Source organism: Candidatus Vicinibacter proximus (assembly GCA_016713905.1).
Classification (GTDB): domain Bacteria; phylum Bacteroidota; class Bacteroidia; order Chitinophagales; family Saprospiraceae; genus Vicinibacter; species Vicinibacter proximus.
Genome location: JADJOE010000001.1, coordinates 539,287 through 564,009, shown reverse-complemented (window position 1 = coordinate 564,009; position 24,723 = coordinate 539,287). Strand labels below are relative to the sequence as shown.

The following is a 24,723-nucleotide window of genomic DNA, read 5'->3' as shown; positions in this document are numbered from 1 at the left end:
TCTTGATAGGAATACCGGACTAGAGAATGAAGTGTAAAGGTATCGACCATAGGCGATGATTGGTGGTTTGACTTTATAACTGTTAGGTCTTCACCTTTATTGTATAGCAACAAATTATTTTACCCTTTTCCATATCTGGGTTCGTCCGAAAAGGGAAATTCCAAGGTACCCTCTAACCTTCAAATTGTCGTAGCCCTCCAGACTCAAGGAACAGGAATATATTTTACCTGTTTTTGGATCTAAAATCTGACCATTCTCCCAAGTGGATCCATTGACACTCATATTCCAAATGATGTCCATTCCTATGAGTGATTTCCCGTTTTTCTCACCGGGGCAATTATTGCATACTTTGGTCGTTGCATTGGGAAGCAAATTTATTACCCTCCCGAATAGCTTACCAGATTTCATGTAAAGTTCTATATGGGATTTTTCCTGTTGTGAAACGTCATCAATAGTTTTCCAAATACCCAAGATACCAGTATTTTGTCCAACCAACTGAGCTTCCAGGAAAAACAAACAGATAAAAAAACAAAAATATTTTAACATATAGTGGTAATTTATAATGTAATTTATCCTAATGTAACTTTTAAATCTAAGAGCAAACAACTATATATTCACTTAAGTTCAAGGTAAGGATCCCAATAATAGCCTTCCATATTGTCAATTTTATCATTCGACACAGATACTCCTTCAGACTGTAAAAGCTGCTTCATTTTATTAGGCCCAAAAAATAACTTTCCACTAAGTTCGCCTCTCGCATTCACCACTCTGTGTGCAGGAACATCACCTAAGCTACCTTTCAATTGGTTCAAAGCCCAACCAACCATTCTTGCTGACCCTAATGTAAGAAAATTAGCTATTGCACCATAAGTGGTCACTTTACCTGGCGGTATCATCCTGACCACATCATAAACTTTATCATAGTAATGTGACTCAGATCTAAAATCACGTTGAAATAAAGCAATGGCTCTATTCTCTGCTTCTCGGATTTTTTGAATCTCTTCTTTGGTTTTATCATTATAACCTAACATATGGAGCAAACCATGAATTAAGACCCGTAACAATTCCTCTTCCATATTGATTCCCAATTCCTCAGCATGCTCCTTGATTCTATCAACACTGATGTATAAGTCGGCAACTATTGGGGATTCCTGAAAAGGAAAGGTTATGATATCGGTATAGTAATCGTGATTCAAATAATTACGGTTAATCTCCAAAATCTCTTCATCGGTACAAAATATGCAATTGATATTTTCGATAGTAGAATTATCCATTGAGCAAATGATATGAAACCATTTGCGAATTTTATCCATCTCCAGTGGAAATTCAGGATATTGAAAATGAAACTCTACTGAACCTTTTTCTAACATATACAATAGCTTTCTTAACAAATGTAAAAATAATGAGAAAATGATTCCATTTTTTTCAATTTGTTAAAATAGATTTAAAATTAAGACAATTAGGTTAACTAAACATTAAACTTAACACCAATAATACAGTCTAAACTATATTCGTATAAAATTACAGGTCATGAATCTAAAATATTTATTTCTATTGCCTTTCTTGGTACTAATTGAATTTTCATGTAGTCGTGTTTTGTCCCCATTGACACAAGATCTGATTGATGAAAATAAATGGACAGAAAAGGAATTAACTAAAATACAATTCTATCTTTCCGATCAAATAGTTTTAAGACGAAAAGCCACCAGCGGTGCTACAGAAATTCAAGGAGGAAAAATTAAAACTATAAATGGTGAGAAAATTGAAGAAATTGTATTTGAGCAAGGCACACCAGGGGTACTTGAATTTTTACCTAAGGAAAATCGATTTGCAATTAGTTTCGAACAAAGTGACAAACCAAAGTATCTGATGTTTGGTCCAAATCCTAAAATGGGGGATAAATATGTATTACTGGGAAAAGAATGGGAACGAAATGGTGGTCAGGTAACCTATAATAATGAAATCTATTACACGCCGTCACAATCTGCATTTACTTGTTTACTCATTGATTTAAAGCGTGCAAAAAACATTGAAAGGAAAACCATCATTGTAAAAGGTAGAAAATTGGAGTAATTTTCATTACCGGGTTTAAAGATTTTTATTCTTTAGGAGTACAAATTTCTTAAGATCAGAAAATTTAATAATATTTAATAAAACGGCGAGTATAAAGATTAGGGTGGCGGAAAGTGGTAATTTGAAAAATATAGAAATATAAACATATTTTTCTATAAGAAAATAGATCAATACAGAAATTAAAAAAAATATTAATTGTTTAAAAGCTGACCAAAATTCAAATTCTAACTCTTTATGGATAAAATAGTATTGTGTAATAAATAATACCAATTGTACCACTAAAAAAACCATAGCTGAGCCTTCCGCCTTAAGACTTGGAACAAAAAACAAATTAAGTATCACAGAAAGTAATGCTGCAAAAACATAAATCTTTAGCATCAATTTTTCTCTATGAGTCGCCTGAAGATATGAACTTAAGATATAGTTAATACTTCCAGGGATAAAACATATCATCATAATGGATAATATTCGGACCCAATAGGGATCTTCATTATGATATAGCAAATTGTTAATCTCATTTCCATAAAAGTAACCGGAGAAAGACAATACTAAAGAAATAATAAAAAGTATTGACAATGATGTTTTCAACAAATTATGAAGAACTTTCTTATCCAAAAAGCTCCTTGAAAACATAGCAAGTAATAAACTTCCAAATGCCAAAGAAATCATTGACATAGCCTCATAAAGCCTTAAGGAAGCTGCAAATATACCGGATTGCTGTTTACCATCAGGAAGCAGTTTGACTAGCCAGATGTTATCGGATTTATAAAAAACAGCGCTTGTTAAATATATCAATGCAAATGGGATACTCGCATAGAATAACTTAATCAGATCATCTTTTGACAATGTACTGATATTGAATTTAAATTGGTGTTTCAATATAATGAATATTCCACTCAATAAACACAACAGCAATGAAACGGTCTGAATCCAAACGAAAAAATTTATATTTACAAACGATTTTAGCGAAGGGGAAAATATGAATATCGCACCTAATAAAATTAAGTACAATCTGTCTAAAACGGAGATTATACTATCAGTTTTATATAAGCCAAGGCCGGAAATATTAGCTCTGATAAAAAATATACTACTTACCAAAATTTGATTTAAACTTACATGTGCTACAAAACGAATATTGAAATCTTCACCGTACCAAATCCATGCTAATCCCAGCGTCACTAAAAAATATAAAAGTGAAAGAAAGACTTTAAAACCAAGGATTTTCGAATAAGTAATTCGGGCGTTTTCCGTATCCTGACTCACATATCGACTCATATAATTCTGGAGTCCAAAATCACTAATAAACTGCATGATAAACGTAAAATTCACAATGTTTACGTAATTGCCATATTCCTCTGTTCCAACAATCAGCTGGATGTTCCGGTCTATTCCAAATAAATAAATAGGCTTGATCAGGGCGTTCGCCAAGACCAACAGCATAACATTAATGATGAACTCTTTCTTCAAAGTCGCCAAATCTGGGGCTAAATTAGTTTAAATTAGTTGGGTGACATTCGGACTTATTTGAATCCTTATTATCTTGGGCTATTATTTTAATTCTTAGTGTACGTAATGAAGAGATACTTGTTATTTTTTTTAGTTATATTTTGTATTACATATCAAGCCCTTGGACAAAATATTCAATATCAAAAGCTTTATTTTTTGTCAGATTATAAACCGGGCATAAAAAATCCTCATACCAATTTTTATGACATTCAATCTTTTTCAGATGGGGGCTTTGCGACATTGGGGTTTGTAACAGATACATTTAACTTTTCACAAGGAATTTTAACGAAATACGACTGTACAGGAACTCCGGTTTGGACTAAATTTTTAGGGGCCTCAGGATCCCCAACCAATACAAACTTTGGAATAGTCGAAGCCGACGGAGGTGATGTAGTTTTTTCATTTAACCTTGGAACAGGTTTTTTTCAAGGATCCATCCTTGCTGGAAGAATTAGTCCTACCGGACAAGTAAAATGGATGAAAAAAATTGGTAACAACAGTGAATTTGGTAGGGACATTGTTATGACCCAGGATAGTGGTTTTGTAATAGCCGGAAGTACAGCATTTTATGGCACAGATAGGAATGCTGCAGACATTTACATTATTAAACTAGACAGAGATGGAAATATTCTTTGGACTAAAACTTTTGGTAATCCAAATACAACTTATGATGAGGCATATGCTATAAAGTCTGATTCTGAGGGGAATCTTGTGGTCTGTGGTCGCTGTATAGATGATGGTACGTTTAAAGCATTTATTGCCAAGCTCTCACCTATTGGCATTCCGCTTGGTTTTAAAACTTATGGCTACGAAAATCAAAGAACTTATTGCTTTGACATTGAAGTGGATAAATCTGACAATTACTTAATTACAGGATCTACCACCATACTTGAAGAAAATTATCAGAGTTCCGAATACGATGTTTTCCTGATCAAAACGGATAAAAATCTCAATAGTATTTTTGCCAATGTTTATGAAACAACCGTCGGCAATGATGCCGGTTCTATAGGAGAAGGACTTGCTGTTTTATCTGATGGTAGTTATGCGATAGGGGTTAGTACTTTTGCTTTTACAGCCCATGCTGCCTCCGGACCGAACGCTCCAAATAAAAATGCATTGTATATAATTAATCAGGATGGTTCTTTAAAAAATGCTTTCATTTATAATCGAAAAGGTTCTCAATACACCCGGGTTAGAGTTTCATCAATTGGAGGTGTAATTCTTTCCGGATTCAGCACTGCTTACGCAGCAAATGTTAATTTCCAAGGTCTTGTAATTAAAACAGATAATGACTTTTTATCCGGATGCAATGATATTGACGTTACACAAGAACTCACGCATTATGAACCTACCTGGACAGTCAAAGATTTTGTGTATCAAACAAAGTCTGGGCAACAAATAATTAATTATAAAAATTATAAAGATTCGGTAATTTATTCAAAAACTATCTGTGAAACCGAATTCGATATAAATCCAAAATTTAATGCTCCTGATCGGGTTTGTGCAGATGCAGAGGTCGAGTTAATTGACCTGTCCACCGGAGATCCAAATGCCATCCACACATGGATTATCAATGGACAAACTATTGAGGGTGCCGGAAATAAAAAATATATTTTTTCTGTACCGGGGATTTACAAAATTATTAGGTTGATGCAAGTGGGATGTATCGTCCGCTCATTTGAAAAAACTATAAATGTTTCTTCCTTCATCAGTCAAAATATTAACGCAGAATTATGCGTTGGAAAGTCTTATTTGTTCAATGGTAAAGAACTTAGAACGCCTGGTATATACATAGATACCATTAGATCTGCAGGACAATGTGATTCACTTGTGATCTTGAATCTTAGTTTAAATAAGTATACTCACCTTGGAGAAATTTACGATACAATTCAATGCGGAGAAAAAAAGAGCACCTTTGGAATAAATTATGATAAAGGTGGAAACTTCAATATAGAGGTCAAAAACATCAGTGGGTGTGACTCAATAACAGGAATTCTCCATGTTACAGCCTATAAAGAGGCTATTCTCTTAAAGAACATTTGTAATGGAACAAGTTTTGATTACAACAATAAAACATATTCACAAGAAGGAGAATATACCGATACGGTAAAGACTAATGGCACTTGCTTTGAAATTACAAAAATTATAATTAAAAAATCAAAAGTCAACACAGATCCAAAATATGATACATTATTTTGTGGAAAAGCGAAGGTAATCGATGGTACAAATTATACAAAATCTGGCACTTACAATGTACAAAAAAGGGATAGTGCTGGATGTCTGGTGGAAGATTACAATCTCCAACTATTTGCAACCACTTGTGAGGATTGCTTAATGATTCCTAATGTATTTACTCCCGAAAATGGAGATGACCTAAACAATGTTTTTAGACCTGTTTTGGCTCCAGACTGTAATGCTAAATTGATTAAATTAAAATTTAAAATATACAATCGTTGGGGTAAGATGGTTTATGAATCCAACGACACAAATCTCCCAGGTTGGAATGGAAGGTATGAGAATGAACCTGCGCCTATGGAATCTTACCTCTATCAAATTAACTATGATCTTGAATTTGGTGAAGGCCAGGGTAGTTTAATCAATTTAAATAAAAAAGGTTCCGTAAGTTTAATAAGATAGTTTTATCATTGAAGTAAATGTTTGAGAATTCTACGAATGCAGATCAGGTTCTTTTCCTGTAATTTAAGATAGCCCAACTGATGAGAAACAATGCAAACGCAAAGATAATTGCTAAATGGCTTGCAATATCCCAGAATCCACTACCCTTGATTACAACCATCCTCATTACCGCAACGAAATAAGCCACAGGATTGAACCAGGTAATTACTTTAGCCCAAAAAGGCATGCTGTCAATAGAAGTATAAAGACCACTAAGCAAAATAAAAACCATCATTAGGAAAAAGGAGACCAAAACGGCTTGTTGCTGGGTATTAGAATATGTCGAGATAAGTAAACCCAAACCTAAAACAGCCAACATATAAATAGCACTGAACAAATAGATCAACTCTAGATGATTGCCTACATGAATACCATATACTACTCTTGAAACTACAAGCCCAATAGTCAATACAACCTGAGACATTAACCAGAATGGAATAAGCTTTCCCAGAATAAAATGGTATTTTTTGATTGGCGTTACATTAATCTGCTCAATAGTGCCGATTTCTTTTTCACGCACAATATTCAGCGATGCAAGAAACATTCCAATCATAGTCAGAAGTAGTGTAAGTATACCCGGTACCATAAAGACAGGATATAAAAGATGTTGATTATAAAAAAATCGGTAACTGATTTCCACCAAGGGTTCCGGATTGAAACGTGGAAACTGCATCAATCGGCTTCGAATATCTTGATTGTAGTCACGAAGTATCATTTGCAAATAAGCAGCTCCTAAACTTGCCTTAACGCCATTAATTCCATTTACTGCAAGGAAAACAGATGCTTCGCTTTCTCTTATTAGATCCTTTTCAAAATTTGGAGGGAAAGTAAGAATCAGATCTGCTTTGTCTTGTTCAACTTCTATGATAGCCGGACCATAAGATTGATTGTAAGAACTAAGATTAAAGTATTTACCGGAAATAATTTTTTGTGTGCATTCACGTGTATATGAAGAATGGTCCTGATCTACAATAGCCAGTTTAATTTCTTTGACCTCATAATTAGCTGCAAATGGAAGGACTATGAGTTGAATTACTGGCATGATGAACATCATCCTCAGGATAGCTGGATTTCTCCTGATCTGATTGAATTCCTTTTGTAATAAAAATCTCAATGAACTCATGCCAACCTGATTTTGAAATTTCTAATTGCGAGTCCCAAAAAAATAATCATCATGCCAAATAAAATACCCAATTCCTTTATAATTGCTGAAATACCAAGACCTTTTATCATTATCGACTTAACAATAATAAAATACCATTTAGCAGGAACAACATTGGACATGATCCTTAAAGGAAGAGGCATGTTCTCAATCGGAAACATAAAACCACTCAACATCACCGTGGGTAGAAACATTCCTACCATTGCAATAAACATGGCAGTCATTTGTGAATCTGTAATAGTGCTAATAAATAGACCAAGGATCAAAGCAGTAATGATAAATAGCATGCTACTCAAAACAAGCAAAAGTAGACTTCCCCTTATAGGAATTTCCAGGACATAAACACTCAGTAATAATATTGTAGCAATATTTACCAATGAAAGTAAAAAATAAGGAACGGCCTTTGCTCCGATAATCATAAATGGTTGTACAGGAGATGCCAATAAAATTTCCATTGTCCCCAATTCCTTTTCCCGAACAATGGAGATTGAAGTCATTAAGGTACATACCAGGAGTAAAATCATGGACATCACACCTGGCACAAAATTAAATGCGCCCTTTAATTGTGGATTATAAAGCATTCTCAGCTCAGTCCTTATGGAATATGGTAATTTATTCAATTGAATTAATTCAGTTTGGTAATCCCTGATAATGGCAGAGGCATAATTAACTAAAGTGGTGGCTGTATTAGGATCCGAGCCATCTGCAATCAACTGAATATCTCCTCTGTGATTTTTTTCAAGTTCGCTTTCAAATTTTGATTGAAATACGATGACCATTTTAATCTTACCTGATTTAAAAGCCAGATCAATATCTTCAGGCTTATTCAACTCCTGATAAACATCAAAATATTTGCTCGCTTCAATTCTATCGATTATCTGTCTGCTCGCTTTATCCTTTGCAGGATTCAATATGGCTATATTGGAATTTTTTACTTCATTTGTCAATGCAAATCCAAATATCAATATCTGGGCTATTGGCATACCAATTAAAATAAACAAGGTTCTTTTGTCCCTCCATATATGAAGTGTTTCCTTCAATATGAAAATTCCAAACTGTCTCATTCGTTCATTTGCTTTTAAGTCAATTCTGATCTTTTTGCATTTCTTGCAAGTGTGTAAAAAACCTGATCCATACTCGAGGCTTTAAAAATTTGTCTCAATTGACCTGGAGTATTCAAAGCTTCTATTTTACCATCCACCATGATGCATACTCTGTCACAATATTCAGCTTCATCCATGTAATGTGTTGTCACAAATACAGTAGTACCCCTTGTAGCAGCAGCATAAATTAATTCCCAAAATTCCCTTCTAGTAATAGGATCCACCCCACCTGTGGGTTCATCTAAAAATACAATTTTAGGATCATGAAAGATGGATATACTAAAACTGAGTTTCTGTTTCCACCCTAATGGTAAGGATTTAACCAAATTATTCTTTTCATTTTCCAATTCAAGTTGGTTCAAAAGTTGGTTCATCTTATTTTTGATCTGCTTCGACGATAAACCATAAATTCCACCATAAAAATTAAGATTTTCCGAAATAGTGAGATCATCATACAAAGAAAACTTTTGACTCATATAACCAATTTTGGTTTTTATAAGCTCTACATCTTTGTCAATTGAGTAGCCTGCAACTATAGCCTTGCCACTGGTAGGTTTACTTAAGCCACACAAAATTTTCATTGCTGTTGTTTTGCCTGCTCCATTGGCTCCTAAAAATCCAAAGATCTCCCCTTGTCCAACATCAAAACTTATGCGGTCCACAGCAATAAAATCTCCAAATTTCTTCGTGAGGGAATCGACGATAATTACTTTATTTTCAAACTGCATGTTCATTTCTCATAAGGTCAATAAATACATCTTCAATATCTGCCTTTACCCTTTCAATTTCCAAACCCTGATGATTCCCAGATGCAAGTTCATTTGCAATCTCTATTGGTTTCATGGGTGTTTTGGTGATTAAGTGAAAATATTCACCAAATGGATAAACATGTTCCGTGAATTGTCTCGTGCGCAAATCAGTTAATAAAGAAATTCTTTCCGTTGATTTTATCGCGAGTAAATTTTTATGGAAACTTTCGGTAATTCCCTTAGGTGTATCCATACTTAATATTTTACCTTCTTGTAACAAGGCTACCCGATCACAAAGATTTGCCTCATCCATATAAGGTGTTGAGACTAATATAGTAATACCCTGCTTCTGTAAATTCTTAAGAATTTGCCAAAACTCCTTTCTCGAAACTGCATCTACTCCGGTTGTCGGCTCATCTAAAAATAATACTGTGGGTTTATGAATCAATGCACAACTCAATGCAAGTTTTTGTTTCATACCTCCGGATAAATTTCCGGCCATTCTATTTTTAAAAGGTTCGATTTGCTGGTATATGTCCTTGATTAAATCATAATTTTTATCAATACTGGTGTTAAATATTGTTGCGAAAAAACTTAAATTTTCCTGAACCGTTAGATCCTGATACAAAGAAAATCTTCCAGGCATGTAACCTGCTCTCTTTCTTATTTGTTTATAATCTTTAACTACATGAAATCCATCCACCCATGCATCACCCGAATCGGCTAATAATAATGTATTAAGTATCCTAAACAAGGTTGTTTTGCCAGATCCATCAGGTCCAATAATTCCAAATAATTCTCCTTGCCCAACTTCAAAAGAAACTGGATGAAGGGCATTAACTATTTCCTTTTCCTTAAAGAATTTTTTTGAAATACCTTGAATAAGAAGACTATTCATTACTGTTTATTTAATCGTATCTCACCGTACATCCCTAGTTTGAGATAACCATCATTTTCTACCGATACTTTAATTGCGTACACAAGGTTAACCCTTTCTTCTTTAGTATGGATGGTCTTTGGAGTGAACTCTGCTTTATCACTAATCCAAGTAATAATTCCTTTGTATTCTTTCATCTTTTTCCCACCATTATCCGTAAAAATTGAAAGCTCCTGACCTAATTTAATACTGCTTAGTTGATTACCACTAACATAAGCCCTTAAAGTCATGTTTTTCAAGTCTGCAATTTTATATATTGGTTTTCCTGGTAATACTACCTCTGATTCTTTGGCATAAATAGTAAGTATGGTTCCATTTACAGGATTGTGGATTGTAGCTCGTTTTATTTGATCTCTTAACACCGCTATTCGCTTTTCCAAAGGCTCTTGTTCACTAAGTATACTGCGGTTCTGGGTTCCTGTCGTATTGGATTGGACTTTTAACTGTTGTTGACTTACATTCATTTGTTGCTTCAAAACATCCATTTGTGAATTAATGTCATCCAATTGTTTTTTAGTTGCAGCATCCGATTTTACCAAATTTTCAAATCGTATTTTTTCTTTTTGCAAACTGCTAAGTTGAATTTTTTGAACCTCCAACTGATCCTTAATAAGTTTAATTTGGGGCATAACATTCAATGTTTTACCATATAATGCTTGAATACTGGATTGCAATTGTTCAATCTGTAATTGCAACTGAACTGTATCCATAATAGCAGCCACTTTTCCAGCCCCTATTGTATCACCTTCATTCAATGTTAGCTGAATAATTTTTCCAGGAATTTCTGACGATACTAAAATTTCTTCAGATTCAAATGTCCCGGTAGCATCATAAGATTCTTTTTGTTGCCAACATGAAGTAATGGTCGACATAAATAATAACAGATAATTTAGATTCTTCATATTATTGTCCTAAAGTATATTTGTATTGGATTAAAGACTGTAGGTATTGTAATTGGTGAATAATTAAATTTTGTTTTGCCAAATCTTCAGCGTTTAGTTCTCTAATATAATCTACACTGGTTATTACACCTTGGTCCAATTGAGCCGCTGCAGAAGATTTAATTTTTTGTCTCAGTACAATTAGTTCTTCATCGGCTTTAATTAAATTTTTTATTCTCAAAAGTTCGTTTTCTGTTTGACTTAATAGTATATTATTATTTAAGAGAAAGTTTTCCTTTTGCAACTCAACTATTCCTTTGTTAATTTGAATCATTTGTTTTTCCTTTTTTAAATTATATAATAAGGAAGGATTCCAAAATGCTTTTAATCCACCAATAAAAAAAGGATCAAATTCATTATTAAGAAAATTAAGTCCTGGACGGCCGTAACCGCCTTGAGCAAATGCAGAAAACTTGGGTGATATTCTGATTCTATTTAACACATATTGCTGATTTAAGGCATTTTTTTGGTCTTCAAACAATGTCAATTCCGGTCTTTGATTTTTATTTGAAAATTTAATTTCACTTGGAGATGGGAGAATTAATTTTGTTTGTTCTGATATAGACTTACCTGATAAAATTGAAAGCGTTTTATATAATGTTGTACGCGAACTTAGTATTTCGGTTTGCTTTTGTAAAGAGCGGATGTATTCAGCCTGTAAACTGTATAATGCGGATTTAAATGCTACGCCTTGGCTTACCTGTGCTTCCGTTTTATTAATTGCCTGCCTTAGATCTTCCTGTAACAAAACCGTTTGATTATTGAAAGCATCGAGTGAGTGGATTTGTACCACCAACATAAGAATCTTTTCTTTAATCTTGTATTGTTCTACGGATAACTTCTGCTGTTCTGTTGCCGAATTAAGTATGTTTAGTTTTTTTTGATTCCTGGTCAATCCACCATCGTATAACAACTGTGTAAGCTCAAGTTGTATCCGATACTGGTCTTTAGAGAGCGTATTAATTGGCACTCCTGGGATTTTAATCGGTAGTTCGGTAACCTCAGATTGCCATCCGGCCTGTGCGTAGATATTTGCCTGGGGCAGGAATGTAGATTGGAGAATGCTATTTTGTAGTATTGTACCTTCATTAATTAAATTTCTTTGCTTAGACAATGGAAAGTACCCGATAGCCATTTCATTCAGTTGCTCAAGAGTGAGGGAATCCTGAGCGCAAAGTGAAGGAATTAAAATGATCCCAAGAAACAAATTTAAAAATGAGTATTTTATCAAATTCATTACTTAAATATTTAAATCTTTAGAGATTGAATTACAAAATCAGCCACTTCCACTTTTCGCATTTCCAAGAGGGTAGTAAATTCTTTATCGTTGAGATTCAGAAATTTTTTAAACATGGGTTTGGCAAGAAAAGGAAATACACACATTCCCAAAATATGCATCATCAATTGAGGCGGATGGATGGGTCTGATTAATTTTTTTTGCACAGCAGAATCTATTTCCTTATAGAATTCATTAAAAGGTAAGTTTTTCAATTGAGTTAAAAGTCCATTGTTAAAAGCATCAGGATTGGTGTTTACCTCATTCAGGACAAACATCGGAATAAAGGGATTTTTTAGGGCCATTTCTATGTATGCTTCCGTAAACGCCCGTATTTTATCAAAAAAATCAACCGACGATCCTTTAAATATCTCATTTATTTTGGGGATTAAGAGGATAAAGGCTTCTTTAAAAATTAATTCAAACAAAGACTCTTTATTTCGAAAATAATAATGAACAAGGGCTTTATTGATTCCAGCCTCATCAGCAATGTCCTGCATTCTGGCCCCTGCAAGCCCCTTCCGAGTCATGACCTTACGGGCTGCATCCAGTATTTTATCGCGCGTACTATCTTCTTTTCCTGCTTTAACCATATGGTTTAACCATTTAGTTAAAAACAAAGGTAGGTTAAATATTCTTATAAAATGAAAAAAATTACAAAGATTTAGCCGTATCCAAGGCCAGACCTTTTAAAATACTCAGAAAGGAATTTTTAAGTATTTTGTATACTTAATTATTAAAGTGCCTAGAAAATTATTGATTTTTATACTTCTCAGTAAATTTTCTATACAATTGTTTGTGCAAATTATCCAGATCTACTTCCTTACCTTGAATAAAAGCCATGATAATATTTTGACTTTTAATGTCTAGCGCATCACCTGCCGACACAAAAAATGTAGCGTCTTTCCCAACTTCAATACTTCCAACTCGGTCTGATATACCTAGAATCTCAGCAACTGAAGATGTTATAGAAGCAAGCGCATCTTCTTGAGACAACCCTGCTGAAACTGCCTGTCCGGCTTGAAAAGCCAGATTGCGTTGCTGCCAAAATCCTTCATCACTTAAAGCAAACAAAATACCCGCTTTCTTTAATATAGATGGATTCATGTAAGACTGAAGTACATGCTCATCTTCCCGGGTTGGCAAACTATGCAATCTACCAAGAATAATGGAAATACTTCTGCTCTTTAAGAAGTCAGTGATTTTCCAAGCATCATCCCCGCCCACAATTACTGGTTTGATCCCAAATTTTTCACAAAACAATACTGATTGCATTATTGCCTTAGCATGATTAACCCGAATAAATAATTTCTTATCCTTGTTCCATAACCCTTGCATGGATTCAAAGGCCAAATTTATCTCTCCACTGTTTGGTTTTTGATAAGCCTTTGCCTTGGAAAAATAATTAATTAGGGACTCTACTTCTTTTAAATAATTTTCATTCGCAGTAGATTTTTGTGGTTCTCCCCACCAGCCTCCACTTGAAAAATGATTCGGCCAATTCAACCAAATTCCTTCATCCGCTGAATAAGTTGCGTCTTCCCAATTCCAGGCATCTAATTGCACAATTGAAGATTGTCCTGAAATCATTCCACCTGCAGGTGTTATTTGTGCCAACAAAATACCATTTGACCTAATGGTTGGTATTACTTTGGAATCTGTATTATATGCAATCAATGCTCTTAAATTGGGATTTAAACTTCCCAATTCACGACTGTCCTGAGTGGCTTTAACCGCAGATATTTCCTCAAGGCCAAGAGTGGTATTTGCAGCAATGAAACCAGGATAAATTTCTTTGGACTGAAGATCAATTGAATGCTCAACTAACTTGAGTTTTGCCCTGTCATTGCCTACATAGGTGATTTTTCCATTTTTAATAATCATCACCCCTTTGTCAATAATTTCTCCTTTTCCTGTATGAATCCGGGTATTGTAAAATGCCATCTCACCCTTAGGAAGAGCGGCTGGAACTTGGGCATGAATTAAATCCAAGAACAATACAACAAAAATATTTGAAAAGAGTATCAACCTGGAAATTACCATAATAAATGTTTTATTATTCATGATGATTTGAATTTAAACCATTGGAAAAATCAATTTCTTCTCCTTCAACCGAATCGCAGTGGTATAATTTCTTGATTGGAGACCGATATGAAGTTGGAATTGTACCGGAGAACTTCTGTTGCAACATTTTCTGAATGATGCGCGCTCTTTCTTTTTGAATGGATTCTTGTTTGTTGGATAGTTCCTCTTTGTCATAATATTTTATACCATCGACAAATGTTTTTTCAACCAAAGAATAGACCGACATTGGACTTCCGTTCCAAACTACAACATCAGCATCCTTTCCTTCTTTCAAACTGCCAACCCTATGATCAAGATGTAACAATTTAGCAGGATTCAAAGTTACAAACTTCAAGGCTTCAGTTTCTGTCAGATTACCATATTTAATGGCTTTGGCAGATTCCTGATTCAATCTTCTGGCCATCTCTGCGTCATCGCTATTAAACGCAGTAGTAACTCCTTGACTATGCAGAATTGCACCATTATAAGGAATTGCTTCATATACTTCAAATTTATACGCCCACCAATCAGAAAACGAAGCTGCTCCTACTCCATGCTTTTTCATTTTATCTGCAACTTTATACCCCTCTAAAATATGTGTGAAGGTATTTACCTTGAAATTAAATTTCTCGGCTACATGCATCAGCATATTTATTTCGGATTGAACGTATGAATGACAAGTGATAAATCTCTTTTTATTCAATATTTCTGCAAGCGTTTCCAAGTCAAGATTTCTTCTCACATGGTCAGCACCCAATTTTTCAATCTCCTCACTATATGCTTTTGCACGTGTAAAGTAGTCGATATATACTTGTTCTACACCCATCCTTGAGTCAGGAAATCTCTGGTTGTTATTACCTCCTGATCGCTTCACGTTTTCACCCAAAGCAAATTTGATAAATGGATCTGCACCCTCAAATTTCATTTCTTCAGGAGAAGAACCCCATCTCAACTTTATGATTGCTGATTGTCCACCAATAGGATTGCAGGATCCATGCAATAATTGGGAAGTGGTAACACCACCTGAAAGTTGGCGAAAAATATTAATGTCGTCTGGATTAATTACATCCCCGATTCTTACTTCTGCTGTAGATGCCTCCGTACATTCATTTACACCCCGTGAAATTGCAATGTGACTATGTTCGTCAATAATCCCCGGTGTCACATGTTTTCCAGTACCATCTATGATGATTGCAGTGGCATCTGATATGTTCTTTGCAATTTTCTTGATCTTTCCATTTTCAATCAATAAATCTGTATTGCTAAGATTGCCATCCTTTTCACAAGTCCACAGAGTGGCATTCTTAATCAAGTACTTTTTTTGTTTCGGTTTCTCTGTCCAGCCATAGGCCATAAAAGGAAAAGTAACCGCTGAAAAGGTATCTGTTAATGAGGTTGCGTTTTCTTTGGATTCCAATTTGAATTCTTTTCCCAAATCTTCATTCAATTTCATTTGTAAGTTTTGGACAACTCCATCAGATCCAATGATGTGTCCATTGAAAATACCTAGCTGTTCAGTAGCACAAAACAGATAAACTTGTTTGTTTTCATCCACAAATTTTCCGTTCAGATATCGGCCTTCAATTCTAACTTGTAGACTAAGTTTTGTTGAATCCTTTGAAAGAATGTTACAATCATATTTGTCCTCCTTTTTTACCAACAACAGATCATAGGTTTTACTTCCAAGTTGGATCTTATAGTTACCACTATAATTTTCTGGCTCAAATCTTTTCACCAAATAAGATTGGCCTTTCACCCAATTTTCATAAATCTGTGTTTTTTCTTCAAATAAATCGCCATTAGTAATCAGAAGATTTGCCCATTTCCCTGATGCGAGACTTCCGATTACTTTTTCCATGCCCATCCATTTTGCAGGAATTATGGTCAATGCAGCCAATGCTTTATTCTTACTCAATCCAAGTTTAACAGCTTTACGTAAATTAGGTAAAAATTCTTTATAATCTTTAAGTCCATTTGTAGTAAAACTAAATTCTACATTATTTTTTTCGAGGATTGACGCATTGTAAGGAGCGAGCTCCCAATGTTTTAAATCTGCCAGATCAATCTGTTCTGCATCAAATGGATCTTCAACCTCAAACAATGGTGGAAATCTTAAAGGAATGATTAGTTTAGCATTTGTTTTCTTCACTTCCTCAATGCGCTGATACTCGTCGCCATTGGATTTGATGATAAAGTTCTGATTAAATTCTTTTGCAAGTTTGTCAATTCTCAAAATATCAAATTTATCATTCGCTGCAAAAATCTGTAGCAGTGATCCATTCCGTATCCATGCTTCCAAAGAAAGGTTGACTTCCTTAGGTTTGATAATTCTATCATAGCATGCTGCATCCAGATAGGTTTGGCGAAGCAATGCCAAACATCCCATTAAAGAGCCCGGATAGTCCTGAGAAGATAAACCCTTGTTCAAAGTCAACTGATGTGCAACTTCTGATTTAAGTATCATCTCATGCTCATTTTCAGACCCCAAAAAAACAAGGCTGGAGCTACCCCTCGAAATTCCATCCGGATAATGTGTGTTCACCATCCCGAATCCCAATTCTCTAAGTTTCTGAGCTTGTTCTGATTTCACTGTAAATAATTCACTTGCTTTAATTTCAGGTCTCATGGCTTCATTCCAGGAAAATGCACCTTCTTTACTGCTGACCATAGTATTAGTGGTATTTACCTTTTTAGGTTCAGGCATTCCATAATCACTATATAGATCAATCAGAGAAGGATATATATGCATATTTTTATAGTCTTTAATAACTGCATCTTTTGGAGGGTTGAGATCTTTACCAATTGCTTCGATTTTGCCATTTCTTATGATCAGATCGGTCATCTCCACCTGAGTACCGGGTTCCGGATGGACAGTAGCTTGTCTCAGTAAAAAGCAAGTTTGGTCAGGTTCACGGATACCATTAACCGGAAAACTTACCTGTGCCTGGATGAAATGAATTGCAGACCACAGAAATAAAAAAAGACATAGATTAAAGAGGACCTTCATAAGAATTTTAAATTAGGCATCGAAGAAACACAAAAAAAGCCAGAAGAACCAAATATTATGATTTATTCCTATAAGTTTTAGCACATGCGCAGTACAATCATTACCTTTGCGACCTAACCATGAAGACGATAGCCGAACTAACTCAGATTGCGTCACAAGTCAGACGAGACATCATCAGGCAGACCTGGATGGCGAAAAGCGGACACCCCGGAGGATCGCTTGGCTGTGCGGATTTCTTAACAGCACTTTATTTTAATACCTTAAATTTTAAACTACCATTTAGCATGGAGGGACATGGTGAGGATCTGTTTTTCCTTTCCAATGGCCATATTTCTCCATTATTATACAGCGTGCTTTCGCGCACCGGACATTTTGAAGTGGAAGAATTAAATACATTTAGAAAATTAAATTCCAGACTACAGGGGCATCCAGCCACTCATGAGCATATTCCTGGTGTTCGGGTTGCGACCGGGTCTTTGGGTCAAGGATTAAGCGTTGCCCTTGGTGCTGCCTTAGGTAAAAGATTAAATGGGGATTCCTCTCTAGTTTATGTATTGACAGGTGACGGAGAATTACAAGAAGGTCAAAACTGGGAAGCCATTATGTGCGCCGCTCATTATAAGATAGATAATCTTATTGTAACTGTAGACTGGAATGGTCAGCAGATTGATGGTCCAAATGATGAAGTCATCTCCCTGGGAGATCTTCAAGGAAAATGGCACTCATTCGGATGGGAAGTATTACATATGGAAGGCAATCAAATGGAGGATGTAGTCCACATTTTGGAGATGGCAAAAAGAAAATTGCATCAAGGTAAGCCTGTCGTCATATTGATGAGAACCATTATGGGATTTGGTGTTGATTTTATGATGGGAACTCATAAATGGCATGGTGTGGCTCCGAATGACGAACAAGCAGAAAAAGCACTGGCACAATTACCTCAAACTTTAGGAGATTTTTAGTTATGAACACCTGGGATAAATATCAAAGCATTGTAAAAAAAGCCACCAGAAATGGTTTTGGAGACGGATTACTTGAAGCTGCAAAAATGAATCCTAAAGTGATTGCATTATGCGCTGACCTTGCCGGATCTTTAAAGATGGATCTGTTTGAAAAAGAATTTCCTGAGCGATTTATCCAAGTTGGAATTGCAGAAGCAAACATGATGGGTATGGCTGCTGGATTGGCCACCACTGGTTTGATTCCTTATACCGGAACTTTTGCTAACTTTTCCACTGGAAGAGTATTTGACCAGATTAGACAGTCTATAGCCTATTCGGAAAAAAATGTAAAAATTGCAGCTTCACATGCCGGACTTACCTTAGGAGAGGATGGAGCAACACATCAGATTCTGGAAGATATAGGATTGATGAAGATGCTACCGGGTATGACTGTTATCAATCCTGCCGATTATGCCCAAACCAAAGCCGCTACCCAAGCTATTGCAGATTATAAAGGTCCGGTATATCTTAGGTTTGGGAGACCTGACTGGCCAGTTTTTTTGGAAAATGAGAAGTTTGAAATAGGTAAAGCCCTCAAGCTTAAAGATGGTAAGGATGTTACCGTTATCGCTACCGGCCATCTTCTATGGAATGCATTAGAAGCCGTACGACAACTTGAAGGTGAAGGCATTGACTGTGAATTATTAAATATTCACACCATAAAGCCGCTTGACAATGAAGCAATACTTAATTCGGTTAGAAAGACCGGTAGGGTTGTAAGTTGTGAAGAACATCAACGCAATGGCGGCTTGGGCGACAGCATTGCACAATTATTAAGTATGAACTTTCCGGCACCTCAGGAATATGTTGCAGTAAATGATTCTTTTGGTGAAAGTGGTAAACCCATGGAGCTGATGGAAAAGTATGGCCTTGGCATCAAAGACGTAATTGAAAAAATCAGAAAAGTCCTGAGCAGGTAATTCTTATTCCTGCACTGAATTTATTTCTCTTAAATAGCAACAACATGAAATTTGCAACTAAGCTTATCCACGCAGGCGTGCATCCGGATCCTTCAACGGGAGCCATTATGACCCCTATTTTCCAGACTTCCACTTATGTACAAGATGGTCCCGGCAATCACAAAGGGTATGAATATGCCAGAACACAGAATCCAACCCGAACAGCCCTTCAGGAAAACCTGGCAGCACTTGAAAATGGCACAGATGCTGTATGTTTCGGTAGTGGACTTGCTGCGATGGATGCCATAATCAAATTGCTTAAATCCGGAGATGGCGTAATTGCCAGTAACGATATGTACGGCGGCTCCTTCAGATTGTTGGAAAAAATTTTCAAACCATTTGGCATTTCCAATAAACTTGTCCCCATGCAGGATCCTAAATATTTAGAAGCTGCATTGGAAGAAAATACAAAATTGATTTGGGTTGAAACACCCACCAACCCTTTACTGAACATAGTAGACATAAAAGCCATTTGTCAGATTGCCAAACAGCGCAACATTTTGGTTTGCGTAGACAATACCTTTGCTTCCCCATACCTACAGAATCCACTTGACCTTGGAGCAGATTTAGTACTCCATTCTGCTACGAAGTATTTGGGTGGTCATAGTGATGTTGTACATGGAGCGGTTATTACAAAAGATAAAACCTTAGCGGAGAGATTGTATTTCATTCAAAATGCAAGTGGTGCAGTACCTGGACCAATGGATTGTTTTCTGATCCTCAGAGGAATTAAAACCCTTCATGTCAGGGTTCAAAGAGCTTGTGAAAATGCACGAAAAATTGCTGAATTTCTTGTTTCACATCCCAAAGTGAACAGAGTTTTATATCCGGGATTCACCAACCACCCAGGGCATGAAGTTGCAAGAAGTCAAATGCGGGATTTTGGCGCGATGGTTTCATTTGATCTGAAAAATACAGACCTGGAGGTGACCATGAATGTACTTTCCAGAACAAAACTTTTTTCTTGTGCCGAATCACTGGGCGGGGTTGAATCCCTTATTGGGCATCCGGCTTCTATGACTCATGCCTCTTTACCAAAAGAAGAAAGATTGAAATCAGGCCTTACTGATTCGTTAATGCGCCTAAGTGTAGGCATTGAAGATGTGGAAGATTTAATCGAAGACCTGCGGCAAGCTTTGTCCTAAAAGTTTTTTTTTGTAGAATTGCAGAATGAAAAAGTTAATTGGTGTTTTTATTCTGTTTGTTTGTATCCGCCTAGATGCCCAAGTCCTAATTAAAGATGTCTACCCCGGTGTCCAATCCGGCGTTATGTCTTCTCAGAATGTTGTGTTTGACAACAAATTATATTACCACGGTGTAGATACAGACTTCAGTCCCGGAAGTTTATTCGTATCTGATGGAACAGAAGCAGGAACCCGTAAACTTTTAGGAGCGGAAAACATCACTAATTTTGGGCATCTTACGAATACGGGTACCAAATTATTTTTTGATGGATTCCTGGGCGTAAGGACACTTTTTGTGAGTAATGGCAAAGACCTTGGAACCAAAGGGGTCAAAGGATTTGAAACGACCCCCATCGAGGCCATCTTGAAAATAGATACCAATAAAGTACTCTTATTTGTCCAGGCAGACCCTTTGAAACCCAATCCAAATCAACTTTGGGTAAGTGATGCAACAGTAAATGGCACCTTAAAAATTGCGGACATTAATTCAACAACCAAAAACACTTATAAATCATCAAACTTTAAGGGAAATGCCGTCTTTTTTGACAACAGCACCAACACTACCAAAATGGCGCCCATGATGTCAGATGGCTCCTCTACTGGGACACAAACCGTGCAATCATTTCTTTCAAAAAACAATTTATTTAGTTTTGATAATGTGCAGACTGCATATGGAGTTGATTCCCTCCTTTTTGTTGGAGGCATAAAAAATTCGATAAAAATGACCATCGTCACAGATGGCACCCCTGCCGGTACCAAAGAAATAAGTTTGTCCAAAGAATCCTCAAATTATCTGGATGTATTTTATATAAATTCTACTTATATCATCCACAACGACAAGGATATTTCAAGTTACGATTACAATAAAAATCAGGCTGTTTTTTTAACTACAGATGCAGCTCCTTATGGTGCATTTAAAGTGCATAAAAACAAATTATATTTCTATGCAGCTGAGTCAAATGGTGACACCTATATATGTGTAACAGATGGTACCAAACAAGGAACTCTAAAAGTTGGAAATTCTGCTTTTGGGGTTACAACAGATGCTAATATCCAGGTTTTGGGTAATAGAATATATTTTGTCATCGAAACCATTCCTTTGTTAAAAGAGATATGGAGATTTCATCAAGACACACTCATTGCAGAAAGTTATACTGATTTTGGAGGACGCTTCAGACCGGTAATATTTAATACTATTCCTAACCAGATTATTCTTTCCCGATATACGAATGTCACGGGCTCAGAACTATACAAGGTAGACAATAATTCAACTTCTTCAAGCGATCTTAAAATACTAAATGAGATAATTGCGTTTCCAGTTCCTGCGAGTACAGAACTTTGTATTCCTCTTTCCAATCTCGAATGGAAGCCAGATTATATTGAAGTATATGACATCTCCGGACACTTGCATATAAAAGTTAAATACTTGTCTTCTGGTCTGGAACATTACAAACTCGATGTTCCCCATCTTCCACAAGGAAATTACATTTTGAAATTATATAACAAACAAAAATCTAAAAACCTGATATTCACCAAAAAATAAATAACACAACTATGAAAACACCTATTGGCAACAGCATTAAAAGCTGGGCATTGGATGACCGTCCCCGTGAGAAACTTGCTCTTAAAGGAAAAGAAACATTGAGTAATGCAGAACTGCTTTCCATTATTTTAGGAACAGGTAGCAGAAATGAATCTGCCCTTGATCTTTCCAAAAAAATTCTCGATGCCTCGGGAAACAATTTATTTGAACTTGGAAAAATGGGCCTCTCTAGACTCAAAAAATTCAAAGGTATCGGATCCGTAAAAGCCATTACTATTGAAGCAGCTATGGAATTGGCTCGGCGACGTCAACATGCAGAAGCGATGGTAAGGACAGGCTTAAAATCGAGCCAGGAAGCTTATCAGATTCTTCGTTCCAGGATGGAAGACTTACAAGTTGAAGAATGTTGGGTAGTATTTCTCAATAGGGCTAATTTTATTTTATCCGCCGAGAAAATTAGTTTAGGAGGACTAACCGGTACGGTTGTAGATGTTCGAATCATTTTCAAAAGAGCACTAGAATTGCAAGCAACCGCTTTAATTCTATCCCACAATCACCCTTCAGGTAACTTAAAACCGAGTCAGCAAGACATAGATTTGACGCAAAAAGCAAAGAGTGCCGGACTAGCTCTGGATATTAAAGTATTCGACCATCTCATTATTTCAGATCAAGGCTATTACAGCTTTGCAGATGAGGGGATGCTGTAAGAATAATTGTAATTTTGTTGGTTCAATGTCAAAATCCGAAAACAATTTATCTATTCTTAGCCGTTTGTTTGGATTCACCAAACCATATCGGTCGATTCTTTGGACATCCAGTCTGTTGGCTTTTTTATTAGCGCCATTAAATGCCTTGACGCCATATCTCACGCATCTGATGGTGGACAACCACATCATGAAAGCTGATCTTCCCGGTCTTCAAAGAATGGCACTAATCTTTGTTTTTGTGTTGTTGATTACTACGGGTTTACGATATCTTTTCACTACCCTAACAAATACTTTGGGACAAAATGTGATTAAGGACATTCGGAATAAAGTCTTTAGTCACCTGTTGGGCATGAAGTTGTCATACTTTGACAAAACTCCGGTGGGAACGAATACCACCAGAACTATTAATGATCTGGAATCCGTAAACATCGTTTTTGCAGAAGGTCTCATCACCATTACGGCAGACATACTTGGTTTATTGACCATTATAGGAATGATGTTTTATACTAGTGTAAAGCTCACTTTGATTTCCTTGGTTAGCTTTCCATTATTGCTGATCGCAAGCTATATTTTTAAAGAAAAAGTAAAAATTTCTTATCAGCGAGTGCGTACAGAAATTGCCCGGATGAATTCATTCCTTCAGGAACACATCAGTGGGATGAGAATCGTTCAGATTTTTACAGCTGAAAAGAAAACTGCATTAAAATTCAAAGACATCAACCAATCCTATACAAGAGCAAACTTAGATGGTATTTTCTATTATGCTGTTTTCTTCCCCGTAGTTGAAATCATTTCTGCTGCTTCTCTTGGATTTATGGTTTGGTGGGGTGCTAAGGGTGTCCTTGGAGGTGAAGTCACAGTAGGTCAGTTGGTCGCCTTTCCAATGTTTTTAGCCCGTTTATTTCAACCTGTAAGAATGCTGGCTGATAAGTTCAATAGTCTTCAAATGGGTTTAATTGCTGGTGGAAGAATTTTTCAATCATTGGACAACCAGGAAAAGGATTATAATTCAGGTAAAATACATAAGGATAAACTAAAAGGTGAAGTTGTTTTTGATCAGGTAAGTTTTTCTTATGACGGAACTAACCAAGTACTCAATGACATTTCTTTTTCTTTAGAAGCCGGAAAATCAATGGCTATCGTAGGAAGTACCGGTTCCGGTAAATCGACCATAGTTAGCTTACTCAACAGACTTTATGAAATAGAGGTAGGAAAGATATCTATAGACGGAATGGATATCAAAGAATATGATTTGGAAACTCTAAGAGGTAATATTGGACTAGTGTTGCAAGATGTTTTTTTGTTCCATGGCACGGTATACGACAACATCAGTCTTAACAACCCAAACATTAGCCACGAAAAGATCATAGAAGCATCAAAGACCATTGGCGCTGATGGCTTTTTCCAAGCTTTGCCAGGGGCGTATAATTATCTCGTCACCGAAAGGGGTTCCAATTTATCTATGGGCCAACGCCAGTTGATCTCCTTTGTTCGAGCTCTGATATATCAGCCAAGCATTCTAATTTTAGATGAAGCAACTTCTTCGATTGACAACCAAACGGAAGCCATCATACAAAATGCCATTGACAAACTTACCAAAGGTAGAACCTCGATTATTATAGCACACCGGCTTTCAACCATAAAAAATGTAGACCACATTCTCGTTCTCGAGAAAGGTAAAATTTTGGAATCAGGTACCCAACAGGAACTTTTGTCACATTCCGATGGTTTATTTTCAAGATTGTACTTAACCCATTTTGATCCCATTCAAGCGCAATAAGTTAATATTCAATATTAACATATTATTTATTATTTTAATGCATAATTTTGTGCTA

The 24,723-nt window shown here is 36.0% G+C and carries 20 protein-coding genes; 8 read left to right on the top strand and 12 right to left on the bottom strand.

Annotated features, from left to right (window positions below; translation table 11 throughout):
- Positions 1-114: 114 nt before the first annotated feature.
- Positions 115-546, bottom strand: coding sequence for a DUF2147 domain-containing protein (locus IPJ83_02330; protein ID MBK7879385.1), 432 nt, complete (start codon positions 544-546; stop codon positions 115-117).
- A gap of 68 nt (positions 547-614) precedes the next feature.
- Positions 615-1,031: an MGMT family protein gene (locus tag IPJ83_02325; GenBank protein MBK7879384.1), complete on the bottom strand. Its 417-nt coding sequence runs from the start codon at positions 1,029-1,031 to the stop codon at positions 615-617.
- A 499-nt stretch (positions 1,032-1,530) separates the two neighbouring features.
- On the opposite strand from IPJ83_02325, the gene IPJ83_02320 reads away from it, so the two are divergent.
- Positions 1,531-2,073: a hypothetical protein gene (locus IPJ83_02320; protein MBK7879383.1), complete on the top strand. Its 543-nt coding sequence runs from the start codon at positions 1,531-1,533 to the stop codon at positions 2,071-2,073.
- Between the two features lie 15 nt (positions 2,074-2,088).
- On the opposite strand, the gene IPJ83_02315 is transcribed toward IPJ83_02320, so the two are convergent.
- Positions 2,089-3,540, bottom strand: coding sequence for a polysaccharide biosynthesis C-terminal domain-containing protein (locus IPJ83_02315; protein MBK7879382.1), 1,452 nt, complete (start codon positions 3,538-3,540; stop codon positions 2,089-2,091).
- Between the two features lie 195 nt (positions 3,541-3,735).
- Here IPJ83_02315 and IPJ83_02310 point away from each other — a divergent pair, with 195 nt between their 5' ends.
- Positions 3,736-6,216, top strand: a complete 2,481-nt coding sequence (locus IPJ83_02310) for a gliding motility-associated C-terminal domain-containing protein (protein MBK7879381.1) — start codon at positions 3,736-3,738, stop codon at positions 6,214-6,216.
- Between the two features lie 43 nt (positions 6,217-6,259).
- Here the strand turns inward: IPJ83_02310 and IPJ83_02305 are convergent, their stop codons facing one another.
- The 9 genes from IPJ83_02305 to IPJ83_02265 form a co-directional block, all read right to left on the bottom strand.
- Positions 6,260-7,378 (bottom strand): ABC transporter permease, encoded by a 1,119-nt coding sequence (locus IPJ83_02305; GenBank protein ID MBK7879380.1) that lies wholly within the window; start codon positions 7,376-7,378, stop codon positions 6,260-6,262.
- A complete protein-coding gene (locus tag IPJ83_02300; protein ID MBK7879379.1) occupies positions 7,375-8,481 on the bottom strand; it encodes an ABC transporter permease in 1,107 nt (368 codons plus the stop codon). The genes IPJ83_02305 and IPJ83_02300 overlap by 4 nt, the downstream gene beginning before the upstream one ends.
- Before the next feature lie 14 nt (positions 8,482-8,495).
- The gene (locus IPJ83_02295) at positions 8,496-9,248 is read right to left on the bottom strand and encodes an ABC transporter ATP-binding protein (protein MBK7879378.1); all 753 of its coding nucleotides are present in this window, start codon (positions 9,246-9,248) and stop codon (positions 8,496-8,498) included.
- On the bottom strand, positions 9,238-10,167 hold the full coding sequence (locus tag IPJ83_02290; protein MBK7879377.1) for an ABC transporter ATP-binding protein: 930 nt from the start codon (positions 10,165-10,167) through the stop codon (positions 9,238-9,240). The genes IPJ83_02295 and IPJ83_02290 overlap by 11 nt, the downstream gene beginning before the upstream one ends.
- Positions 10,167-11,108 carry an HlyD family efflux transporter periplasmic adaptor subunit gene (locus IPJ83_02285; GenBank protein MBK7879376.1) on the bottom strand — a complete coding sequence of 314 codons (942 nt, stop codon included), beginning with the start codon at positions 11,106-11,108 and terminating at the stop codon, positions 10,167-10,169. Before IPJ83_02285 ends, IPJ83_02290 begins: the two co-directional genes overlap by 1 nt.
- Before the next feature lies 1 nt (position 11,109).
- Positions 11,110-12,384 (bottom strand): TolC family protein, encoded by a 1,275-nt coding sequence (locus tag IPJ83_02280; protein ID MBK7879375.1) that lies wholly within the window; start codon positions 12,382-12,384, stop codon positions 11,110-11,112.
- Between the two features lie 11 nt (positions 12,385-12,395).
- Positions 12,396-13,016 carry a TetR/AcrR family transcriptional regulator gene (locus tag IPJ83_02275; protein MBK7879374.1) on the bottom strand — a complete coding sequence of 207 codons (621 nt, stop codon included), beginning with the start codon at positions 13,014-13,016 and terminating at the stop codon, positions 12,396-12,398.
- A 160-nt stretch (positions 13,017-13,176) separates the two neighbouring features.
- Positions 13,177-14,487, bottom strand: coding sequence for an amidohydrolase family protein (locus IPJ83_02270; GenBank protein ID MBK7879373.1), 1,311 nt, complete (start codon positions 14,485-14,487; stop codon positions 13,177-13,179).
- Positions 14,480-17,494 carry an amidohydrolase family protein gene (locus IPJ83_02265; GenBank protein MBK7879372.1) on the bottom strand — a complete coding sequence of 1,005 codons (3,015 nt, stop codon included), beginning with the start codon at positions 17,492-17,494 and terminating at the stop codon, positions 14,480-14,482. The genes IPJ83_02270 and IPJ83_02265 overlap by 8 nt, the downstream gene beginning before the upstream one ends.
- Before the next feature lie 119 nt (positions 17,495-17,613).
- Between IPJ83_02265 and IPJ83_02260 the strand changes: the two genes are divergently transcribed.
- Genes IPJ83_02260 through IPJ83_02235 form a run of 6 tightly spaced genes read left to right on the top strand, consistent with a single transcriptional unit; the run spans position 17,614 to position 24,668 of the window.
- Positions 17,614-18,456 (top strand): transketolase, encoded by an 843-nt coding sequence (locus IPJ83_02260; protein ID MBK7879371.1) that lies wholly within the window; start codon positions 17,614-17,616, stop codon positions 18,454-18,456.
- Between the two features lie 2 nt (positions 18,457-18,458).
- Complete coding sequence (locus IPJ83_02255) at positions 18,459-19,415, top strand: transketolase family protein (protein MBK7879370.1); 957 nt, start codon at positions 18,459-18,461, stop codon at positions 19,413-19,415.
- A gap of 44 nt (positions 19,416-19,459) precedes the next feature.
- Positions 19,460-20,599, top strand: a complete 1,140-nt coding sequence (locus tag IPJ83_02250; protein MBK7879369.1) for a cystathionine gamma-synthase — start codon at positions 19,460-19,462, stop codon at positions 20,597-20,599.
- 25 nt (positions 20,600-20,624) lie between these two features.
- Complete coding sequence (locus IPJ83_02245; GenBank protein MBK7879368.1) at positions 20,625-22,181, top strand: T9SS type A sorting domain-containing protein; 1,557 nt, start codon at positions 20,625-20,627, stop codon at positions 22,179-22,181.
- Between the two features lie 11 nt (positions 22,182-22,192).
- Positions 22,193-22,888 (top strand): DNA repair protein RadC, encoded by a 696-nt coding sequence (gene radC, locus IPJ83_02240; GenBank protein ID MBK7879367.1) that lies wholly within the window; start codon positions 22,193-22,195, stop codon positions 22,886-22,888.
- Between the two features lie 25 nt (positions 22,889-22,913).
- Positions 22,914-24,668, top strand: coding sequence for an ABC transporter ATP-binding protein (locus tag IPJ83_02235; GenBank protein MBK7879366.1), 1,755 nt, complete (start codon positions 22,914-22,916; stop codon positions 24,666-24,668).
- Positions 24,669-24,723: the final 55 nt, after the last annotated feature.

What these genes read in the sequence shown, in the direction of transcription:
- IPJ83_02325 (MBK7879384.1), bottom strand. Translation starts at nt 1,031, where the DNA reads ATGTTAGGTTATAATGATAAAACCAAAGAAGAGATTCAAAAAATCCGA.
- IPJ83_02295 (MBK7879378.1), bottom strand. Translation starts at nt 9,248, where the DNA reads ATGCAGTTTGAAAATAAAGTAATTATCGTCGATTCCCTCACGAAGAAA.
- IPJ83_02305 (MBK7879380.1), bottom strand. Translation starts at nt 7,378, where the DNA reads ATGAGTTCATTGAGATTTTTATTACAAAAGGAATTCAATCAGATCAGG.
- IPJ83_02255 (MBK7879370.1), top strand. Translation starts at nt 18,459, where the DNA reads ATGAACACCTGGGATAAATATCAAAGCATTGTAAAAAAAGCCACCAGA.
- IPJ83_02245 (MBK7879368.1), top strand. Translation starts at nt 20,625, where the DNA reads ATGAAAAAGTTAATTGGTGTTTTTATTCTGTTTGTTTGTATCCGCCTA.
- IPJ83_02330 (MBK7879385.1), bottom strand. Translation starts at nt 546, where the DNA reads ATGTTAAAATATTTTTGTTTTTTTATCTGTTTGTTTTTCCTGGAAGCT.
- IPJ83_02280 (MBK7879375.1), bottom strand. Translation starts at nt 12,384, where the DNA reads ATGAATTTGATAAAATACTCATTTTTAAATTTGTTTCTTGGGATCATT.
- IPJ83_02250 (MBK7879369.1), top strand. Translation starts at nt 19,460, where the DNA reads ATGAAATTTGCAACTAAGCTTATCCACGCAGGCGTGCATCCGGATCCT.
- IPJ83_02235 (MBK7879366.1), top strand. Translation starts at nt 22,914, where the DNA reads ATGTCAAAATCCGAAAACAATTTATCTATTCTTAGCCGTTTGTTTGGA.
- IPJ83_02275 (MBK7879374.1), bottom strand. Translation starts at nt 13,016, where the DNA reads ATGGTTAAAGCAGGAAAAGAAGATAGTACGCGCGATAAAATACTGGAT.
- IPJ83_02285 (MBK7879376.1), bottom strand. Translation starts at nt 11,108, where the DNA reads ATGAAGAATCTAAATTATCTGTTATTATTTATGTCGACCATTACTTCA.
- IPJ83_02265 (MBK7879372.1), bottom strand. Translation starts at nt 17,494, where the DNA reads ATGAAGGTCCTCTTTAATCTATGTCTTTTTTTATTTCTGTGGTCTGCA.
- IPJ83_02290 (MBK7879377.1), bottom strand. Translation starts at nt 10,167, where the DNA reads ATGAATAGTCTTCTTATTCAAGGTATTTCAAAAAAATTCTTTAAGGAA.
- IPJ83_02320 (MBK7879383.1), top strand. Translation starts at nt 1,531, where the DNA reads ATGAATCTAAAATATTTATTTCTATTGCCTTTCTTGGTACTAATTGAA.
- IPJ83_02300 (MBK7879379.1), bottom strand. Translation starts at nt 8,481, where the DNA reads ATGAGACAGTTTGGAATTTTCATATTGAAGGAAACACTTCATATATGG.
- radC (MBK7879367.1), top strand. Translation starts at nt 22,193, where the DNA reads ATGAAAACACCTATTGGCAACAGCATTAAAAGCTGGGCATTGGATGAC.
- IPJ83_02270 (MBK7879373.1), bottom strand. Translation starts at nt 14,487, where the DNA reads ATGAATAATAAAACATTTATTATGGTAATTTCCAGGTTGATACTCTTT.
- IPJ83_02260 (MBK7879371.1), top strand. Translation starts at nt 17,614, where the DNA reads ATGAAGACGATAGCCGAACTAACTCAGATTGCGTCACAAGTCAGACGA.